The organism is Actinosynnema sp. NPDC020468, from assembly GCF_040642015.1.
GTDB lineage: Bacteria > Actinomycetota > Actinomycetes > Mycobacteriales > Pseudonocardiaceae > Actinosynnema.
The window spans coordinates 1-16,233 of record NZ_JBFAEO010000048.1 but is presented as its reverse complement, the minus strand read 5'-3'; the positions used below and the strand labels follow the sequence as shown (position 1 = coordinate 16,233).

Below are 16,233 nucleotides of genomic sequence, written 5' to 3'. Positions count from 1 at the left end.
AGAGGAGGGCGTCTCGTGGAACTGCGGGTCCAGGACGGCCGGGCGGTGCTCGCCGGCCGCGACGACGAGGGTGAGCGGGAGGTCGATCCGCACACGCTGCCGCTCGGCGCCGGTCTCGCCGACGCGCTGCACGAGTGGGCCAAGGTCGCCGAGGCGGTGGGTCGGTCCGAACAGGAGTGGGACGGCGCGTCGCTCGTCACCAGCCGCGGCCGGCAACTCGCGGTGCGGCTGGCCGCGGACATGGGCAGGCCCGTCGCGTTCGCCGACCCGGTCACCGGCGAGCTGATCGTGGTCGACGCGCCCGAGCCCGAACCGGCCGGCGAACCGGCGGCGCCCCGGGAGGCCGACGAGCCGACCCCCTGGGGCACCGGGTTGACGGTCAGCGTGTTCTCCGCCGCCGTCGTGACGTTCATGGTCGTGACGCTGTCGCTCGGCCTCGGCGAGACCAGCCGGTGGCTGGCCCTGCTGGCGAACGTGCTCGTGGTCGGCGGCATCGCGCCGTCGGTCTGGCTCGCCCGCTCGGTGCCGGTGTGGCGCTGGGTCGCCTACGGCGTCGTGGCCGGTGTCCTCCTCGCCTGGTTCGCGCTGATCACGACCCTGCTGTAGCTAGGCGAGCGAATCGCGCCAGGCCGAGTGCAGGGTCGCGAACCGGCCCTCGTCGCCGATCAGGTCCGCCGGCGAGCCGTCCTCCACGACCTCGCCGCCGTCGACCACGAGCACCCGGTCCGCGATCAGCACGGTCGAGAGCCGGTGGGCGATGATGAACGCGGTCCGGTCCGCCAGCACGGTCTCCAGCGCGCCCTGCACCAGCTTCTCCGACGGCACGTCGAGGCTGGAGGTCGCCTCGTCCAGCACCAGCACCGCCGGGTCGGCCAGGAACGCCCTGGCGAACGCCACGATCTGGCGCTGCCCGGCCGACAGCCGCCCGCCGCGCTTGCGCACGTCGGTGTCGTAGCCGTCGGGCAGCGCGGTGATGAACCCGTGCGCGCCCACGGCCTCCGCCGCCGCCTCGACCTCGGCCCTGGTCGCCGACGGCCGCCCGAGCGCGATGTTGTCCGCGACCGACCCGTCGAACAGGAAGTTCTCCTGGGTCACCATCACGATCGAGCGCCGCAGGTCGACGTCGGCCACCTCGCGCAGGTCCACGCCGTCCAACCGCACCGCGCCCTCGGTCGGGTCGTAGAACCGGGCCACCAGCTTCGCCAGCGTCGACTTGCCCGCGCCGGTCGTGCCGACCAGCGCCACCGTCTGGCCCGCCGGCACGTGCAGGTCGAACCGCGGCAGCACCACCGGCGTGTCGGGCCGGTACCGGAACTCCACGCCGTCGAAGTGCACCTGGCCGCGCGGGTCGGGCAGCGGCGTCGGGTCCGCGGGCTCCGGCACCGACGGCTCCTCCTCCAGCAGCCCGGAGATCTTCTCCAGCGCCGCCGTCGCCGAGGCGTAGGAGTTGGTGAACATCGCGATGTCGTCGAACGGGTCGTAGAACCGGCGCACGTACAGCGTGAACGCGGCCAGCACGCCGAGCTCCAACTGCCCGTCGGCCACCCGGAACGCGCCCCACGCGAGGATGACCGCGAGCGAGACGTTGCCGATGGTCCGCACCGACGCGGTGAACCGGGCCAGCACGCCGAGCGCGTCGGTGTTGGCGTCCCGGAACTGGGCGTTGAAGCCGGTCAGGATGGTCCGGTTGCGCGGCTCGCGGCGGAACGCCTGCACCGCGCGGATCCCGTTCATGGTTTCCACGAACTGGACGATGATCTTCGCGATCGCGCCGCGGGTGCCCCGGTACGCGCTCGCCGAGCGCCGCCGGAACCACCGCACGAGCAGCAGCAGCGGCAGGAACCCGAACAGCACCACCGACGCCAGCGGCGGGTCGAGCACGACCAGCACGACCGAGATGCCGACCAGCGACAGCAGCGCGGTGAAGAACCCGTCCAGGCCCTCCTCGAGCAGGTCCTGGAGCGAGTCGACGTCGCTGGTCATCCGGGCGATGACCTTCCCGGACGTGTACTTCTCGTGGAACGACACGGACAGCCGCTGCGCGTGCCGGAAGATCCGGCCGCGCAGGTCGAGCAGCAGGTCCTGGCCGATCCGGCCGCTGAGCCGGACGAACGCCCAGCGGAAGAACGTGGCCAGGAAACCGATCGCCGCGTACCCGCCGACGCACCACGCGAGCACGCCCGGCCGGCCGTCGAGCGCCGCGGGCACACCCCGGTCGATGGCGGCCGCGATGACCAGCGGACCGGCCAGGTTGGCCAGGTTCTCGCCGAGCACGATCAGCAGCGCCAGCACCGACGCCCGCAGGTGCGGTCGCAGCAGCGAGCCCAGCAGCCGCCGCGACCGGGCCTGGAGCTTCAGGCTCGTCCGGTGGTCGAGCTCGTCCACGTCCTCGGCCGCGACACCGCGCCAGGACTCGTCGGCGACCGTCACGCCGCCACCTCCTCGTCGTCGAGCGAGGACAGCAGCTGCTGGTACTCCTCGTTGTGCGCCAACAACTCCCGGTGCGTGCCGATGGCCGCGACCCGGCCGTCCACGAGCATCGCGACCCGGTCGGCCAGCTGCACGGTGCTCGGCCGGTGCGCGACCACGAGCGCCGTCACGCCCTTGAGCACCCGCCGCAGCGCGGCCTCCACCTCGGCCTCGGTGTGCACGTCCAGCGCGGACAGCGGGTCGTCCAGCACCAGCACCGCCGGGTGGCCCGCGACCGCGCGCGCCAGCGCCAGCCGCTGCCGCTGACCACCGGACAGGGACAGGCCCTGCTCGCCGATCCGGGTGTCCAGGCCCCACGGCAGCGCGTCCACGAAGTCCTCCGCCTTGGCGACCGTGAGCGCCTCGCGCACCCGCGACTCGTCGGCCTGGTTGCCCAGCGCCACGTTCTCCGTGACGCTCGCGGAGAACAGGATCGGCTCCTCGAACGCGGTGCCGACCACCCGGCGCAGCTCGCCCAGGTCCAGGTCGCGCACGTCGACGCCGTCGATCGTGACCCGGCCGCCGGTGACGTCGGCGAGCCTCGGCACCAGCGCGGTGACCGTGGTCTTGCCCGACCCGGTCGCGCCGACCAGCGCCAGCGTCTCACCCGGCCGGATGTCCAGGTCGACGCCGCGCAGCACCTCCTCGTCGGAGCCGGGGTGGGCGAACCGCACGTCCTCGAACCGCACGTGCCCGCGCACCGGCGACGGCAGCGCGCTGGGCGCGACCGGCGGGGTGACCGTCACCGGCTCGTCCATGACCTCGTAGAACCGCTCGACGGCCGACGCGGTCTGGTTCATCTCGGCCAGCAGCCACCCGATCGAGTCGATCGGCCAGCGCACGTAGGCGCTCACCGCGAGCGCCGCGACCACGGTGCCGGTGGTGATCGTGCCCGCCGAGATGCCCAGCGCGCCGAACGCGAGCTGACCCGCGATGCCCAGTTCCGGCAGCACGATCAGCACCGCCCACAGCAGCGCGAAGATCCGGACCTTCGCGAGCTCGGTGTCGCGCAGCTCGCGGGCCAGCCGGAGGAAGCGCTTGGTCAGGTGCGGGCCGCGGCCGAACGCCTTGAGCACCCGGATGCCCAGCACCGACTCCTCGACCACGGTGGTCAGGTCGCCGGACTGGTCCTGCGCCCGCCGCGCGACGATCTTGAACCGGGACTCGAACAGGTAGGACAGCACCACCAGCGGCAGCGTGCAGGCCAGCGCCACCGCGCCGAGCACCGGCGAGAGCCAGAACAGCACGCCGAGGCCGGTCAGCACGATCAGCGTGTTCACCACCAGGAAGATCAGCGCGAACGCGGTGAACCGGCGCACGGTGGTCAGGTCGGTGGTGGCGCGGGACAGCAGCTGGCCGGACTGCCACCGGTCGTGGAAGGACACCTGCAACCGCTGTAGGTGGTCGTACATGTCCTCGCGCATCCGCGCCTCGACCTCGGCGGCGGGACGGGCGATGAGCTTGCGGCGCGCGTAGAACAGCCCGGCCTCGGCCAGGCCGAGCAGGAGGACGAGGCCGATCAGCCACGGCAGGGGACCGAGGTCCCGCTGCGCGATCGGGCCGTCCACGATCCGCTGCGTCGCCAGCGGGATGCCGAGACCGCTGAGCATCGCGAGCAGGGTCGCGGTCATGCTCAGCACGATCGGAATTCGGACGGGTTTCAGGTACGGCCACAGCCGGCGCAGTGTCGCGGCCGTGGAAGTACTTCGGTCCTTCACGAGTATTGCCCCCTCAGGTCCAACCCCGACGTTACGAAGAACCACCCGTCGCCGGCATCCTGTTTTCCCCCACCTTGCACTCTCAAGTCCGGTGGAGGTCAAGCCATGGAGGTCGGGATGGACGTCCGCTACCTGCGAGGGGAGCCCTCGATGGCGTTCCCGCGCGGTCGGCTGCTGGCGGTGCGCGGCGGCAGGTTGCACGTGTTCGCGCCGGACGGCTGGGACGCGCTGGACGGGGTGCGGCCGGAGCACGCGACACCCGTCGACCGCGCCGAGGCGGCCGACTGGTGCGTTTTCGAGGGGGTGTCGCCCGACGTGCTGGACGAGGTTCCGATGCCGGACTAGCTCAGGCGGCCTAGCGCTTGGCGCGCAGCATCGCGGGCGCGGTGAGCAGCCCGGCGAGCCCGTAGGCGACACCGGCGACGACCGTCAGCGCCGTCCACCGGTCACCGAGCGCCGGGAACTTCTCCGGCACCTGGAACCAGCTCGCGAGCCCCACCAGGACCGGGCCCAGCAGCACGATCGGCCACACCGGGCGCACCCGGAGGACCCACAGCACCGGACCGGTCAGCAGCGCGCTGACCAGCAGCGCGACCGGCAGCCCGATGATCACCACGAGCAGGAACTGGCCGAACGAGGTGTCGTTCACCACCCGGTCGAGCCACCCGGCCCGGTAGGCCGCGATCCAGGCGACGAACAACGCCGACCCGACGACGGCCGACAGCACGACCCGCACGAGCAGCTTGAACGCGAAGGCGCCCGCCGTGGGACGCGGCGTGTCAGTCACGAGCGGCAGTCTGGCCCACGGGGTGCCTGGCTGTCACCGGCGCGGCGAGCATGAACCCCAGCGCGCCCGCGAGCACGGCGCTCGCCGGCACCGAGACCCACACCGTCAGCAGCGTCAGCACCGCGGTGAACACCACCCCGACCGCCGCCATGCCCAGGGGCCGCTCGACCCGGGCCGCCCACAGCACGACCCACGCCACCACCAGCCCGACGAGCAGGCTCACCGGGATGGCGAACAGGGCCATCGCGAGGCAGTCCCAGTCGTCCTTCGAACAGATCCGCCCGGACGCGATGAACTCCCGCAACCCCCACCAGGCGGCCCCGAGCGCGGCGCCCAGCGCCGTCCCCACGACCACACGACCCACCATGCGCAGCGACTACCCGATCACCCACCGCGACAAACCCCGCGCCGACACGCCGAAGGGGGCTCACCGGTCAGGTGAGCCCCCTTCGGGTGAAGATCAGCCCCGGTTGGACCGGACGCCCAGCAGGACGTCTTCCCACGACGGCACGATCGGGTGGTTCTTCTTGCCGCGCTTGGGCGGCGGGTCCTTGCGCGGTGGCGTCGGCGGCTTCGTCGCCTCCGGCGCGGGCTCCTCGGCCACCGGTACGGGCTCGGGTTCCGGCTCCTGGACGGGCGGTGGCGGTGGCGGCGGTGTCGGCTCCTCGCGGACGAGGATCTCCGGCTCCGCCTCCTTCTCCACCTCCAGCGCCTGGCGGGCCAGCTGCGTCACCGGCCGCACCGTCCGCAGGGTCCGGTTCGGGTTCGGGTCCATCAGCTCGACCGCCGCGTCGTCCAACGCGGTGACCGTGCCGCCGTGCGCGCCGGGGTGGAACGCCCAGTGCGCCCGGTTGTCCGAACGACCCGCGGTCCAGTGCAGCTGCACGACCCACCGGCCGTCCTCACCGCGCCACGAGTCCCAGCTGACGTCGGCGTACTCCTGGCCGCGCAGGCCGAACGAGTGCGCGACGACCTCGCCGAGCGTCTGCACGTCCGGCCCGTCCTCCCGGACGGGGTGGGCGCGCTGCGCCAGGTCCGCGGTGCGGGACCGCTCCAGCAGGACGGGGTAGGCGAACCGCTCCACCCGGTGGGCCGGGATGCCGGCCGCCGAGGCGACCTGGTCCACCGACTCGCCGGCGCGGATGCGCGCCTGGATCTCACGGGGTCGCATCTGGCTCTCCACCTCGATCTCGATCTGGCCGAGTCGGGTGAGGTCGCCGCGCGCGGCGGCGCGCAGTCGTTCGTCGGCGGGCAGCGCGAAGCGTTCGCCGCGATCGGGGTCCTCGAGGATGACGGTCTTGCCGTCGTCTTCGAGCCCGATGACCCGCAGCGCTCGCATCATGGCCTCCCGTTGACTTCACCTCGCCAGGTGCCGACGTTAATCCGGCGTGCCGCCTTGACCCGGGAGGCTCGCCGTGTCCACCGATATCTTCACGTGATCTTGCCGTATGTCGCTCGTGTCCGCACGTCCGTTACCGCGAGGTTCACCTCGGGCGACGGGTCGGACCCGAAAAGCTTTCGGACAGTCGAAGGGGGCGGGCACCCGAAAGGTACCCACCCCCGCGTCCCACCGGAAGCCCTCAGAGCTGTCCGACGACCCAGTCGACCGCCTTGGTCAGCGCCGTCACGTCCGCCGGCTCCACGGCCGGGAACATCGCCACGCGCAACTGGTTGCGCCCGAGCTTGCGGTACGGCTCCACGTCCACGACGCCGTTCGCGCGCAGCACCTTGGCCACCACCGACGCGTCGACCGAGTCGTCGAAGTCGATGGTGCCCACGACCTGCGAGCGGTACGCCGGGTCGGTGACGTACGGGGTGGTGTACGAGGTCGCCTCGGCCCACGAGTACAGCCGCGACGAGGAGTCGGCGGTGCGCTCCACGGCCCAGGACAGGCCGCCGTTGCCCAGGATCCACTCGATCTGGTCGTTGAGCAGGAACAACGTCGCCAGCGACGGCGTGTTGTAGGTCTGGTCCTTGGTCGAGTTGTCCAGCGCCGTGGTCAGCGACAGGAACTCGGGCACCCAGCGGCCGGACGCGCCGATCTCGGCGACCCGCTCCAGCGCGGCGGGCGACATCAGGGCCAGCCACAGGCCGCCGTCGGAGGCGAAGCACTTCTGCGGCGCGAAGTAGTAGACGTCGAAGTCCTCGGCGTTCACCGGCAGGCCGCCCGCGCCCGACGTGGCGTCGATCGCGACGAGCGCGCCCTCCGAGCCCGCGGGCCGGGACACCGGCACCGCGACACCCGTCGACGTCTCGTTGTGCGCCCAGCCGACCAGGTCGGCGCCCTCGGCGTAGGCGATCTCGGGCGCGCCGCCCGGCTCGGCCTTGACCACGATCGAGTCGCCCAGGAACGGCGCGTCGGAGGTGACCTTGGCGAACTTCGAGGAGAACTCGCCGTAGGTGAAGTGCTGCGCGCGCTCGCGGACCAGGCCGAACGCGGCGGCGTCCCAGAACGCGGTGGTGCCGCCGTTGCCGAGCACGACCTCGTAGCCCTCGGGCAGCGAGAACAGCTCGCGCAGCCCGGAGCGGACCTTGCCGACCAGCGACTTGACCGGCTTCTGGCGGTGGGACGTGCCGAGCAGCGCGGCGCCCTCGGACGCCAGGGCCGCCAGGGCCTCGGGACGGACCTTGGACGGACCGCAACCGAACCGGCCGTCGGACGGCCGCAGGTCGGAGGGGAGCACCAAAGTGGTCGGATCGGCGGTCTGGGTCATCGCTGGGGCCTCCGGGTACGGGGACAACCTGACCGGCGCCGTTGCCGGGCTCCCAGTGTTGCAGCCGCGTGGCCGGGGGGTGACGGCCGGGTGTCCCGGCTCACGTCGAACCCGTCGAGTGGACGGTTGCGCGTCACCGTCCCAGCAGGCCTCGGTCCAGCGCGGTGGTCACGGCGGCGGTCCGGTCGGACACGCCGAGTTTGTTGAACACCCGGAGCAGGTGGGTCTTCACGGTCGCCTCGCCGATGAACAGCTCGCGCCCGATCTCCACGTTGGACAGTCCCCGCGCGACCAGCCGCAGCACCTCCATCTCGCGCGGCGAGAGCGCGGGCCGGCGCACGACGAGCTTGCGCACCATCGAGGGCGCCAGCACCGTCTCGCCCCGGCTCGCCGCGCGGACCGCCTCGACCAGCTCCTCGCGCGACGAGTCCTTCAGCAGGTACCCGGCCGCGCCCGCCTCCACCGCCCGCAGGATGTCCGCGTCGGTCTCGTAGGTGGTCAGCACCACGACCCGGCACGTCGACGCGATCCGCGCGGTGGCCTCGACACCGTCCATGCCGGGCATCCGCAGGTCCATCAGCACCACGTCCGGCGCGAGGTCGCCGACCGCGACCACGGCCTCCGCGCCGGACCCGGCCTCGCCGACCACCTCGACGTCCTCGGCGGACGCGAGCATGCCGCGCACGCCCTGTCGCACGACCGGGTGGTCGTCCACCAGCAGCACCCTGATCACCTCGGCACCTCCACCACCACGACCGCGCCGTCCGAATCGGACACCGACACGGTTCCGCCGACCTGCTCCACCCTGGCGCGCATGCCGCGCAGCCCGAAACCCTCCGCCGACGTGCCGACGCCGACACCGTCGTCGTGCACGGTGAGCCGCACCGCCGCGGCGCCGAACTCCAGGTCCACCACCACGAGCGAGGCGCCGGAGTGCCGGCGCGCGTTGGTCAGCGCCTCCTGCGCCGCCCGCAGCAGCACGACCTCGACCGACGTCGGCAGCGGCGCGGCGCCGGTCACCGAGAAGGAACCGGTGATCCCGTCCTCCTCCAGCCGCGCCACGAGCCGCTCCAGCGCGTCGGCGAGCGTGCCGTCCAGCGCGGCCGGCGCGAGCGCGGCGACCAGCGACCGCGCCTCGGCCAGGTTCTCCCGCGCGGTGCGCAGCGCGAGCTCCAGATGCCGGTCGGCGGCGGCCGGGTCGGCCTGCGCGGCCTGGACCAGGGTGACGATGCTGGTGAACCCCTGGGCGAGCGTGTCGTGGATCTCGGCGGACAGCCGTTCCCGCTCGGCCGCCACGCCCGCCTCCCGGGACAGCCGGGCGATCTCCTCGTTGCGGTCCACGATCGCGGTCAGCGCCCAGGCGAACAGCTGCGAGAACACGATCACCAGCAGCGAGGTCAGCAGCATCGCGAGCGGGTCGCCGGTCTGCACGTAGCCGATCACCCACGGCACGAAGGCGAACGCCACCATCACCGGGAACGCCCGGCGCAGCGGCAGGTCCCGGTACACCTGCGGCAGCACCGCGAACAGCACGTAGGTGGACTGGAACGACAGCCACACCGCCACCGCGAACAGCACGAACGAGCCGACGAGGAAGAACTTCGGCCGGCTCAGCCGCAGCAGCGCGATGAGGAGCAGCACCCCCACGGCGGCCAGCTCGCGGCCGAGGGAGTGCCGGTCCAGCAACACCATCACGATCGTGACACCGAGGCCGGCGACCCCGATCAGCCGCCATTGCGCCCGGTCGTCCACCTGAAGCTCAGCAGGCACGACACCAACCCGATCACGCACCACGCGCCCAGCACCAGCGCCGTCTTCCCGTGCTCCCACGACCCCGCCGCCTCCTGGAACGCCATGCCGTCGGGCAGGAACACCGACCGGAACCCCTGCGCCACCCACTTGAGCGGGAAGAACGAACTCACCGTCACCATCGCCTTGGGCAGCAAAGGTAGCTGGATGAACACCCCGGAGATGAACTGCAACCCGATGTAGGGCAGGTTCATCACGGCCGGCGCGCTGCTCGCCGACCGGGCCAGTGCGCTCGCCGCGATGCCGAGCAGCGAGCAGGACACCACGCCGAGCACGAACACCCAGGCGAAGGTCAGCCAGCGGGACGGGTCGGTGGGCAGGTGCACGTCGAACAGCCACACGCCGATCGCCAGCATCAGCACGACCTCGGCCAGGCTCAGCAGCGCGACCAGCGCGATCTTGCCCAGGAAGTACGACGCGGGCGCCACCGGCGTGCCCTGGAGCCGCTTGAGCGTGCCGTTCTCCCGGTCCTGCGCGACGCCCACGCCGAGCGTGATGAACGAGGTGGAGATGATGCCCGCGCCGACCAGTCCGGCCGCGTAGACCTGACCCATCGACACGCCGGGAACCGGCAGCGGGCCGTCGAAGATGTTGCCCAGCAGCAGGAGGATGAAGGCGGGCAGCGCGAACGTGAACACCACGCCCGCCCGGTCGCGGAAGAACTGCCGCAGCTCCACGCCGCCGCGGGCCAGTCCGAGTTCGAGGGTGCTCACGCGATCAGCTCCAGGTAGACGTCTTCGAGGGTCGGGCGGGTGACGGTCAGGTCGGCGGGTTCGCCGAGCGAGCGGATCAGCTCGCCGGGCCGCGCGGTGCGGCGCGACCGCGGCCCCTCGGCGTCGGTCCACGACACGAGCGCCTCGGCGCGGTCCCGGCCGCCGAGCGTGGCGGGCGTGCCCTCGGCGACGACCCGTCCGGCGGCCACCACCGCGAGCCGGTCGGCCAGCGCCTCGACCTCGTCCAGGTAGTGGGTGGTCAGCAGGATCGTGGTGCCGTCGCCGGAGAGCTGCCGCACCAGCCGCCAGAACTGCCGGCGCGCCTCGGGGTCGAAGCCGGTGGTCGGCTCGTCCAGGAACAGCAGCCGCGGCCGGCCGACGATGCCGAGCGCGACGTCCAGCCGCCGCCGCTGCCCGCCGGAGAGCCGACCCGCCCGCACCCCCGCCTGCGAGGTGAGCCCGACGAGGTCGACCACCTCCTCCGGGTCGCGCGGCTTCGGGTAGTAGCGGGCGAAGTGCCGCACCGCCTCGCGCACCGTCGTCTCGGCCAGGTCGGTGGCGGACTGCTGCACGATCCCGATGTCGGCCCGCCACGACCGGGGCGCGGTCGCCGGGTCCGCGCCGAGCACGGTCACCTCGCCGCCGTCGCGCCTGCGCAGTCCCTCGAGGATCTCCACGGTCGTGCTCTTGCCCGCGCCGTTGGGCCCCAGGAGGGCGAACACCTCGCCCTCCCGCACGTCGAGGGCCACCCCGTCGACCGCCGGACGGCCGCCGTAGGACTTGCGCAAGTCCCGAACTCGTATCGCGTTCATGTCGAAAATGGTTCATCGCGACGGTGGTCGGGCGGGACGACCCGAAGATGGACACCGGTTGTCCACCGATCGGTGGACGGTGAGGGGGCTCCGGAGTGGTTCCGGACGAGGTCGACACCGCGGCGCGCTTCGGCGAGCTGCTGGCGGAGCTGCACGCGCGGTCGGGCGCGCCCGACGTGCCGGGCGCCGCGGCCGGCTTCCGGGGCCTGCCGAGCAGGCGTCAGCTGGACCTGCTGCTGACCTCGTGCGCCGTGCCGCCGGAGGAGTGGGAGGCCTGGCGGGCCGCCCGCGGTCGGGTGCTGCGCGGACGCGCCGTCGTGGTCGCCCCGACCTGGGGCACGCGCGCGCTGGAGCTGTTCACCGACGACCACCGGCACGACCTCGGCGTGTGGCGCAGCCGGGACGCCGCCGCGCGGGCCGAGCGGGACCGCCGGGCCGAGCGCTGCCAGGAGCTGGTGGACCAGGCGGCCGACCTGCGCGGCCGGATCAGCCGCAAGCGGGACAAGGTGCAGGCGCTGGAGACCCGGCTCGCCGAGGTCGAGGCGGCCCGCGACCGCGAGCAGGAGGCCGTGCGGCTGCTCAACGACCAGGTGAAGCTGATCGGTGAGGTGATCGCGCAGGTCGACGCCGCGGGCGACCGGCTCGCGGAGCTGCGCACCGGGTTCGAGGAGGAGCGCGGCGAGGTCGAGGACCTGCTGGACGTGCAGTTGGCCCGGCAGCGCGAGGAGCGGCTGGTGCGCGAGGACGTCGAGCGGGCGCTGGAGGTCGAGCGGGCCCGGGTCCTGGAGCTGACCGCGGAGCTCCACGCGCGGGAGGAGGACCCGTTGGCGCGGATCCCGATCCGGCGGGGGCTGTTCGGCGCGACCGCGGTGGCGCTGCTGGTGAGCGTGCTGCTGCTGGGCGACGGCTCACCGGTGCGCATCGCGGGCGTGGTGGGCTCCGGCGTGCTGTGGGCGGTGGCCGGCTCGTTCGCCGGGGTGGCGCTGGCCAGGCGGACGGCGCCCAAGAGGCTCGGGCGCCGTCCCGAGGGTCAGCCGATCTCGTCCCAACCGTCCACTTCGGACGGCTGACGCGGGCCGGGTCCCACGTACGACGCGGACGGGCGCACGAGGCGTCCGGTGCGCTTCTGCTCCAGGATGTGCGCGGACCAGCCGGCCGTGCGGGCGCACGTGAACATCGCGGGCATCATGTGCGGCGGCACCTGCGCGAAGTCCAGGATCACCGCGGCCCAGAACTCGACGTTGGTCTCGATCGCCCGGTCCGGCCGGCGGTCGCGCAGCTCGGCCAGCGCGGCCTTCTCCAGCGCGTCGGCGGCCTCGTAGCGCTCCGCGCCCAGTTCCCGCGCGGTGCGCCGCAGCACGCGGGCCCGAGGGTCCTCCGCCCGGTACACCCGGTGCCCGAAGCCCATCAGCCGCTCGCCGCGGTCGAGGATCCCGGCCACCACGCCGCGCGCGTCGCCGGTCCGCTCGACCTCCTCGATCATCGGCAGCACCCGCGCCGGCGCGCCGCCGTGCAGCGGGCCGGACATGGCGCCGATCGCGCCGGACATCGCCGCCGCCACGTCCGCGCCGGTGGAGGCGATGACCCTGGCGGTGAACGTGGACGCGTTGAGGCCGTGCTCGGCGGCCGACACCCAGTACGCGTCGAGCGCCCGGACGTGCGCCGGGTCGGGCTCGCCGCGCCAGCGGGTCAGGAAGCGCTCGGTGATGGTGCGGCACTCGTCGATGCGGTGCTGCGGCACGGCGGGCCGGCCGATGCCCCGGGCCGACTGCGCGGCGTAGGACAGCGCCATCACCGAGGCGCGGGCGAGCTGTTCGCGGGCCTGGCCGTCGGTGATGTCCAGCAGCGGCGAGTAGCCCCAGATCGGCGCGACCATGGCGAGTGCCGCCTGGACGTCGACCCGGACGTCGCCGGTGTGCACCGGGATCGGGAACGGCTCGGCGGGCGGCAGGCCGGCGCCGAAGCGGCCGTCGACCAGCAATGCCCACACGTTGCCGAAAGTCACCTTGCCGGCGAGGTCCTCGATGTCCACTCCGCGGTAGCGGAGGGCGCCACCGTCGCGATCCGGCTCGGCGATCTCGGTGCGGAAGGCGACGACCCCTTCCAATCCCGGCCGGAAACCGTCCTCGGTCTGCACCACGCTGTGCGCTCCTTGTCCACGAGATGAGACGAAAGGGTTGGAGAAACCTTGCTCCCCCGGGAACGCACTGGCAATCGCAGCGATCCGTGGCGTCGGTCACGATCCAGGCAACGATTCAGAACGGGTGGGACGGACGGGGGTGTGTTTCCGCCGGGTGAGCACCGTGTTTCCGGTGGTCGCGCGGGTCGTCCGGGGCGCGCGGGCGGGCGTGTCCGGCGGCCTCGACCACCGGGTCGGCGGGGTGCCGGGAAACACGAAGTGATTTTCGTACCCCTCACGCGGAATAGTCGTTCCGCGGAAAGGGGAAACAGCGGTGGCCGCCCGCGCGGTGCGAGTCCACTGTGGACGCCTTCGCCCGGGCGGGTGGAAGGCGGCGGCGCGCGCGGGTGAAATCCGGGCCGACGCGGGCCATCCGAGACGGAGAGTCACACCTCGATCCCGGGTCGACTGATCTTCTGACTCGATCCCTTGCTCGATTCCGTGAACCGATTCACACCGACCGTCACGAACCGGGTGGCACTCATCACCGTGGGGGCGGTTCCGAAGGCGAGTCCGAACCCGTACGGTCGGCGGACCACTGAGGTGCCACAAGTGCCTGCTCCGGGAGGTCGGGATGACGGAGACCACGAACATCGCGCTGCCGTCCATGCGCGTGTCCTACGAGCAGGGCTCCCTCACGGAGAGCGACCTGCTGGGCACCTGGCACGAGACGTTGCAGCTGTGGCTGGACCAGGCGGCGGGCGCCGGCCTGTCCGAGCCGAACGCGATGGTCCTGGCGACCTCGGACCCCCAGGGCAGGCCGTCCTCGCGCACCGTCCTGGCCAAGGGCCTCGACGCGCGCGGGCTGGTGTTCTTCACCAACTACACCTCGGCCAAGAGCCACGACCTGATGGCGACCCGGTACGCGTCCGCCACGTTCCCGTGGTTCGCGATGCAGCGCCAGGTGCACGTGCGCGGCACCGTCGAGAAGGTCGGCGCGGCCGAGACCGCGGCCTACTGGAACAGCCGGCCGCGCGGGTCGCAGCTGGGCGCGTGGGCCTCGCCGCAGTCCAGGGTCGTCTCCGGGCGGTCCACTCTGGACAGCGCGCTGAACAAGATCGAGCGGCAGTTCGCGGACGCCGACAAGGTGCCCGTGCCGCCGCACTGGGGCGGGTGGCGCATCCGGCCCGAGGAGGTCGAGTTCTGGCAGGGCCGGCGCGACCGCATGCACGACCGGCTGCGCTTCCGGCTCGGTCGGGACGGCTGGGAGCTCCAGCGCGTCGCGCCGTAGTCCCGCATCGCGGGCGGTGGCGGACGTCTCGGCCCGTGCCCCATTAGTTGTCGTACGCTAATTTCGTGAAGCGTCTGCTGGGCAGGATCGCGATCGACACCCGGCCGCTGAAGGTGCTCGCGTACCGGCGGCTGTGGCTGTCGACGATCGTGACCGCGGTCGGCAGCCAGCTCACCGCCGTCGCGGTGCCCAAGCAGGTCTACGACATCACCGGCTCGTCCGGCTGGGTGGGCATCGCCGCCGGCGTGGCCCTGGTGCCGCTGCTGGTGTTCGGGCTCTACGGCGGCGCGGTCGCGGACGTGGTCGACCGGCGCAAGCTGCTGGTGCTGACCAACAGCGGCATCGCGGTGACGTCCGTGCTGCTGTGGCTCCAGGCCGCGTTCGACTCGCACTCGGTGTGGCTGATCATCCTGCTGCTCGGGTTGCAGCAGGTCTTCTTCGCGGCCAACGCGCCCGCGCGCACCGCGTCCATCGCCCGGCTCGTGCCCGCCGAGCAGATACCGGCCGCGTCCGCGCTGGGCGCCACCGTGATGACGTTCGGCGGCGTGTTCGGGCCGATGCTCGCGGGCGCGCTGATGCCGGTGGTCGGGCTGCCGACGCTGTACCTGGTCGACGCCGTGGCGCTGACGCTGACGATCTGGGCGGTGTGGAAGCTGCCGCCGCTGCCGCCGCTGGACGGGGTGGTCCGGCGGGCGGGCGCGCGCGAGGTGCTCGACGGGTTCCGCTACCTGGCCGGGCGCAAGGTGCTGCTGGCGTCGTTCGTGCTGGACATCGTCGCGATGGTGTTCGGCATGCCGCGGGCGCTGTTCCCCGAGATGGCCGAGAACACCTTCGGCGACCCGCCGGGCGGCGGTCTGGCGCTGGGGTGGCTGTTCGCCGCGATCCCGCTGGGCGCGCTGCTGTGCGGGCTGGTGTCGGGGTGGACCTCGCGGGTGCTGCGGCACGGCGTCGGCATCGTGCTGGCGGTGGTCGCGTGGGGTCTCGCGATGGTCGGGTTCGGGCTGTCCCACGCGCTGTGGCTCGCCGTGCTGTTCCTGGCGGTCGGCGGCGCGGCGGACATGATCAGCATGGTGTTCCGCAGCGCGATCCTCCAGTCCGCGTCGGACGAGATGCGCGGCCGGATGCAGGGCGTGTTCGTGGTGGTGGTCGCGGGCGGGCCGCGGCTGGCCGACCTGCTGCACGGGACCACCGGCGCGCTGGTGGGGCCGGGTACGGCGACGGCGTTCGGCGGCGTGCTGGTGGTGGTGGCGACGGCGGTGTCGGTGCTGCTCATCCCGGCCGTGTGGCGGTACCGGTTCACCCCGGATCCCGATCACACGATCGGGGCACTCCACTAGCTTCTCTCGAACACCTGGTCGTAACCTGGTCGCAGGCATCAGCACTCCGGCACGCGACGAGCGGCGATCACGCGAAAACTCGTCCCCATCCCGAGAGTCGGCCGACTTCCGCACTGGCCCGACACATTCCTCGTGGGGACAAGACCATGCACAAAATGATCATGCCGCGCACGCCGAGGCGCGAGTGGCTGCTGCGCTGTGAAGGCCCGGAGGACGAGGTCTTCACCCTGACCGTCGCCCGCGGCGCGGTGGAGGTCCACCCGCCCGAGGACTACGACTGCGTCCACCTCGAACTGTCCCAGATCGCCGAGTTCCGAGCGGCCCTGGACGAGGCGGTGGCCCAGGCCGAGTCCGACCTCCGCGCCCGAGCCGGCCTCCCACCCGCACTCACCCCACCACCCGACACCACCATCCCGACCCCCGACTGACGTCCCCGGCCCGAGCCGCCCACCCAGGGCGGCTCG

At 72.7% G+C, this 16,233-nt stretch carries 17 protein-coding genes; 6 read left to right on the top strand and 11 right to left on the bottom strand.

What is annotated here, in order from left to right:
* Positions 1 to 15 precede the first annotated feature (15 nt).
* On the top strand, positions 16 to 606 hold the full coding sequence (locus AB0G50_RS28325; protein WP_360114177.1) for a DUF2537 domain-containing protein: 591 nt from the start codon (positions 16 to 18) through the stop codon (positions 604 to 606).
* On the opposite strand, the gene AB0G50_RS28320 is transcribed toward AB0G50_RS28325, so the two are convergent.
* Both AB0G50_RS28320 and AB0G50_RS28315 read right to left on the bottom strand, forming a co-directional pair.
* Positions 607 to 2,430: an ABC transporter ATP-binding protein gene (locus tag AB0G50_RS28320; RefSeq protein WP_360114174.1), complete on the bottom strand. Its 1,824-nt coding sequence runs from the start codon at positions 2,428 to 2,430 to the stop codon at positions 607 to 609.
* The gene (locus AB0G50_RS28315; protein ID WP_360114171.1) at positions 2,427 to 4,100 is read right to left on the bottom strand and encodes an ABC transporter ATP-binding protein; all 1,674 of its coding nucleotides are present in this window, start codon (positions 4,098 to 4,100) and stop codon (positions 2,427 to 2,429) included. The genes AB0G50_RS28320 and AB0G50_RS28315 overlap by 4 nt, the downstream gene beginning before the upstream one ends.
* A 192-nt stretch (positions 4,101 to 4,292) precedes the next feature.
* Between AB0G50_RS28315 and AB0G50_RS28310 the strand changes: the two genes are divergently transcribed.
* A complete protein-coding gene (locus tag AB0G50_RS28310; protein WP_360114168.1) occupies positions 4,293 to 4,532 on the top strand; it encodes a hypothetical protein in 240 nt (79 codons plus the stop codon).
* 10 nt (positions 4,533 to 4,542) lie between these two features.
* Here the strand turns inward: AB0G50_RS28310 and AB0G50_RS28305 are convergent, their stop codons facing one another.
* The 8 genes from AB0G50_RS28305 to AB0G50_RS28270 all read right to left on the bottom strand — a co-directional run bounded on the left by AB0G50_RS28305 (position 4,543) and on the right by AB0G50_RS28270 (position 11,022).
* On the bottom strand, positions 4,543 to 4,974 hold the full coding sequence (locus tag AB0G50_RS28305) for a hypothetical protein (protein WP_360114165.1): 432 nt from the start codon (positions 4,972 to 4,974) through the stop codon (positions 4,543 to 4,545).
* A complete protein-coding gene (locus AB0G50_RS28300; RefSeq protein WP_360114162.1) occupies positions 4,967 to 5,329 on the bottom strand; it encodes a hypothetical protein in 363 nt (120 codons plus the stop codon). The genes AB0G50_RS28305 and AB0G50_RS28300 overlap by 8 nt, the downstream gene beginning before the upstream one ends.
* Before the next feature lie 105 nt (positions 5,330 to 5,434).
* Positions 5,435 to 6,313: a septation protein SepH gene (gene sepH / locus AB0G50_RS28295; protein WP_360114312.1), complete on the bottom strand. Its 879-nt coding sequence runs from the start codon at positions 6,311 to 6,313 to the stop codon at positions 5,435 to 5,437.
* Between the two features lie 241 nt (positions 6,314 to 6,554).
* Positions 6,555 to 7,688, bottom strand: a complete 1,134-nt coding sequence (gene serC, locus AB0G50_RS28290; protein WP_360114159.1) for a phosphoserine transaminase — start codon at positions 7,686 to 7,688, stop codon at positions 6,555 to 6,557.
* Between the two features lie 133 nt (positions 7,689 to 7,821).
* The gene (locus tag AB0G50_RS28285) at positions 7,822 to 8,421 is read right to left on the bottom strand and encodes a response regulator transcription factor (protein ID WP_360114156.1); all 600 of its coding nucleotides are present in this window, start codon (positions 8,419 to 8,421) and stop codon (positions 7,822 to 7,824) included.
* Positions 8,418 to 9,458, bottom strand: a complete 1,041-nt coding sequence (locus AB0G50_RS28280; protein ID WP_360114153.1) for a histidine kinase — start codon at positions 9,456 to 9,458, stop codon at positions 8,418 to 8,420. Before AB0G50_RS28280 ends, AB0G50_RS28285 begins: the two co-directional genes overlap by 4 nt.
* The gene (locus tag AB0G50_RS28275) at positions 9,413 to 10,210 is read right to left on the bottom strand and encodes an ABC transporter permease (RefSeq protein WP_360114150.1); all 798 of its coding nucleotides are present in this window, start codon (positions 10,208 to 10,210) and stop codon (positions 9,413 to 9,415) included. The genes AB0G50_RS28280 and AB0G50_RS28275 overlap by 46 nt, the downstream gene beginning before the upstream one ends.
* Entirely contained in the window at positions 10,207 to 11,022 is an 816-nt protein-coding gene (locus AB0G50_RS28270; RefSeq protein WP_360114147.1) for an ABC transporter ATP-binding protein, read from the bottom strand. Before AB0G50_RS28270 ends, AB0G50_RS28275 begins: the two co-directional genes overlap by 4 nt.
* A 95-nt stretch (positions 11,023 to 11,117) precedes the next feature.
* On the opposite strand from AB0G50_RS28270, the gene AB0G50_RS28265 reads away from it, so the two are divergent.
* The gene (locus AB0G50_RS28265) at positions 11,118 to 12,092 is read left to right on the top strand and encodes a hypothetical protein (protein WP_360114144.1); all 975 of its coding nucleotides are present in this window, start codon (positions 11,118 to 11,120) and stop codon (positions 12,090 to 12,092) included.
* On the opposite strand, the gene AB0G50_RS28260 is transcribed toward AB0G50_RS28265, so the two are convergent.
* Positions 12,053 to 13,162 carry a citrate synthase 2 gene (locus AB0G50_RS28260; protein WP_360114141.1) on the bottom strand — a complete coding sequence of 370 codons (1,110 nt, stop codon included), beginning with the start codon at positions 13,160 to 13,162 and terminating at the stop codon, positions 12,053 to 12,055. The genes AB0G50_RS28265 and AB0G50_RS28260 overlap by 40 nt on opposite strands.
* Positions 13,163 to 13,775: 613 nt before the next feature.
* Between AB0G50_RS28260 and pdxH the strand changes: the two genes are divergently transcribed.
* The 3 genes from pdxH (at position 13,776) to AB0G50_RS28245 (ending at position 16,197) form a co-directional block, all read left to right on the top strand.
* Positions 13,776 to 14,432: a pyridoxamine 5'-phosphate oxidase gene (gene pdxH, locus AB0G50_RS28255; protein ID WP_360114138.1), complete on the top strand. Its 657-nt coding sequence runs from the start codon at positions 13,776 to 13,778 to the stop codon at positions 14,430 to 14,432.
* Between the two features lie 65 nt (positions 14,433 to 14,497).
* A complete protein-coding gene (locus AB0G50_RS28250; protein ID WP_360114135.1) occupies positions 14,498 to 15,769 on the top strand; it encodes an MFS transporter in 1,272 nt (423 codons plus the stop codon).
* A gap of 146 nt (positions 15,770 to 15,915) precedes the next feature.
* Positions 15,916 to 16,197, top strand: a complete 282-nt coding sequence (locus tag AB0G50_RS28245) for a hypothetical protein (RefSeq protein WP_360114132.1) — start codon at positions 15,916 to 15,918, stop codon at positions 16,195 to 16,197.
* Positions 16,198 to 16,233 lie beyond the last annotated feature (36 nt).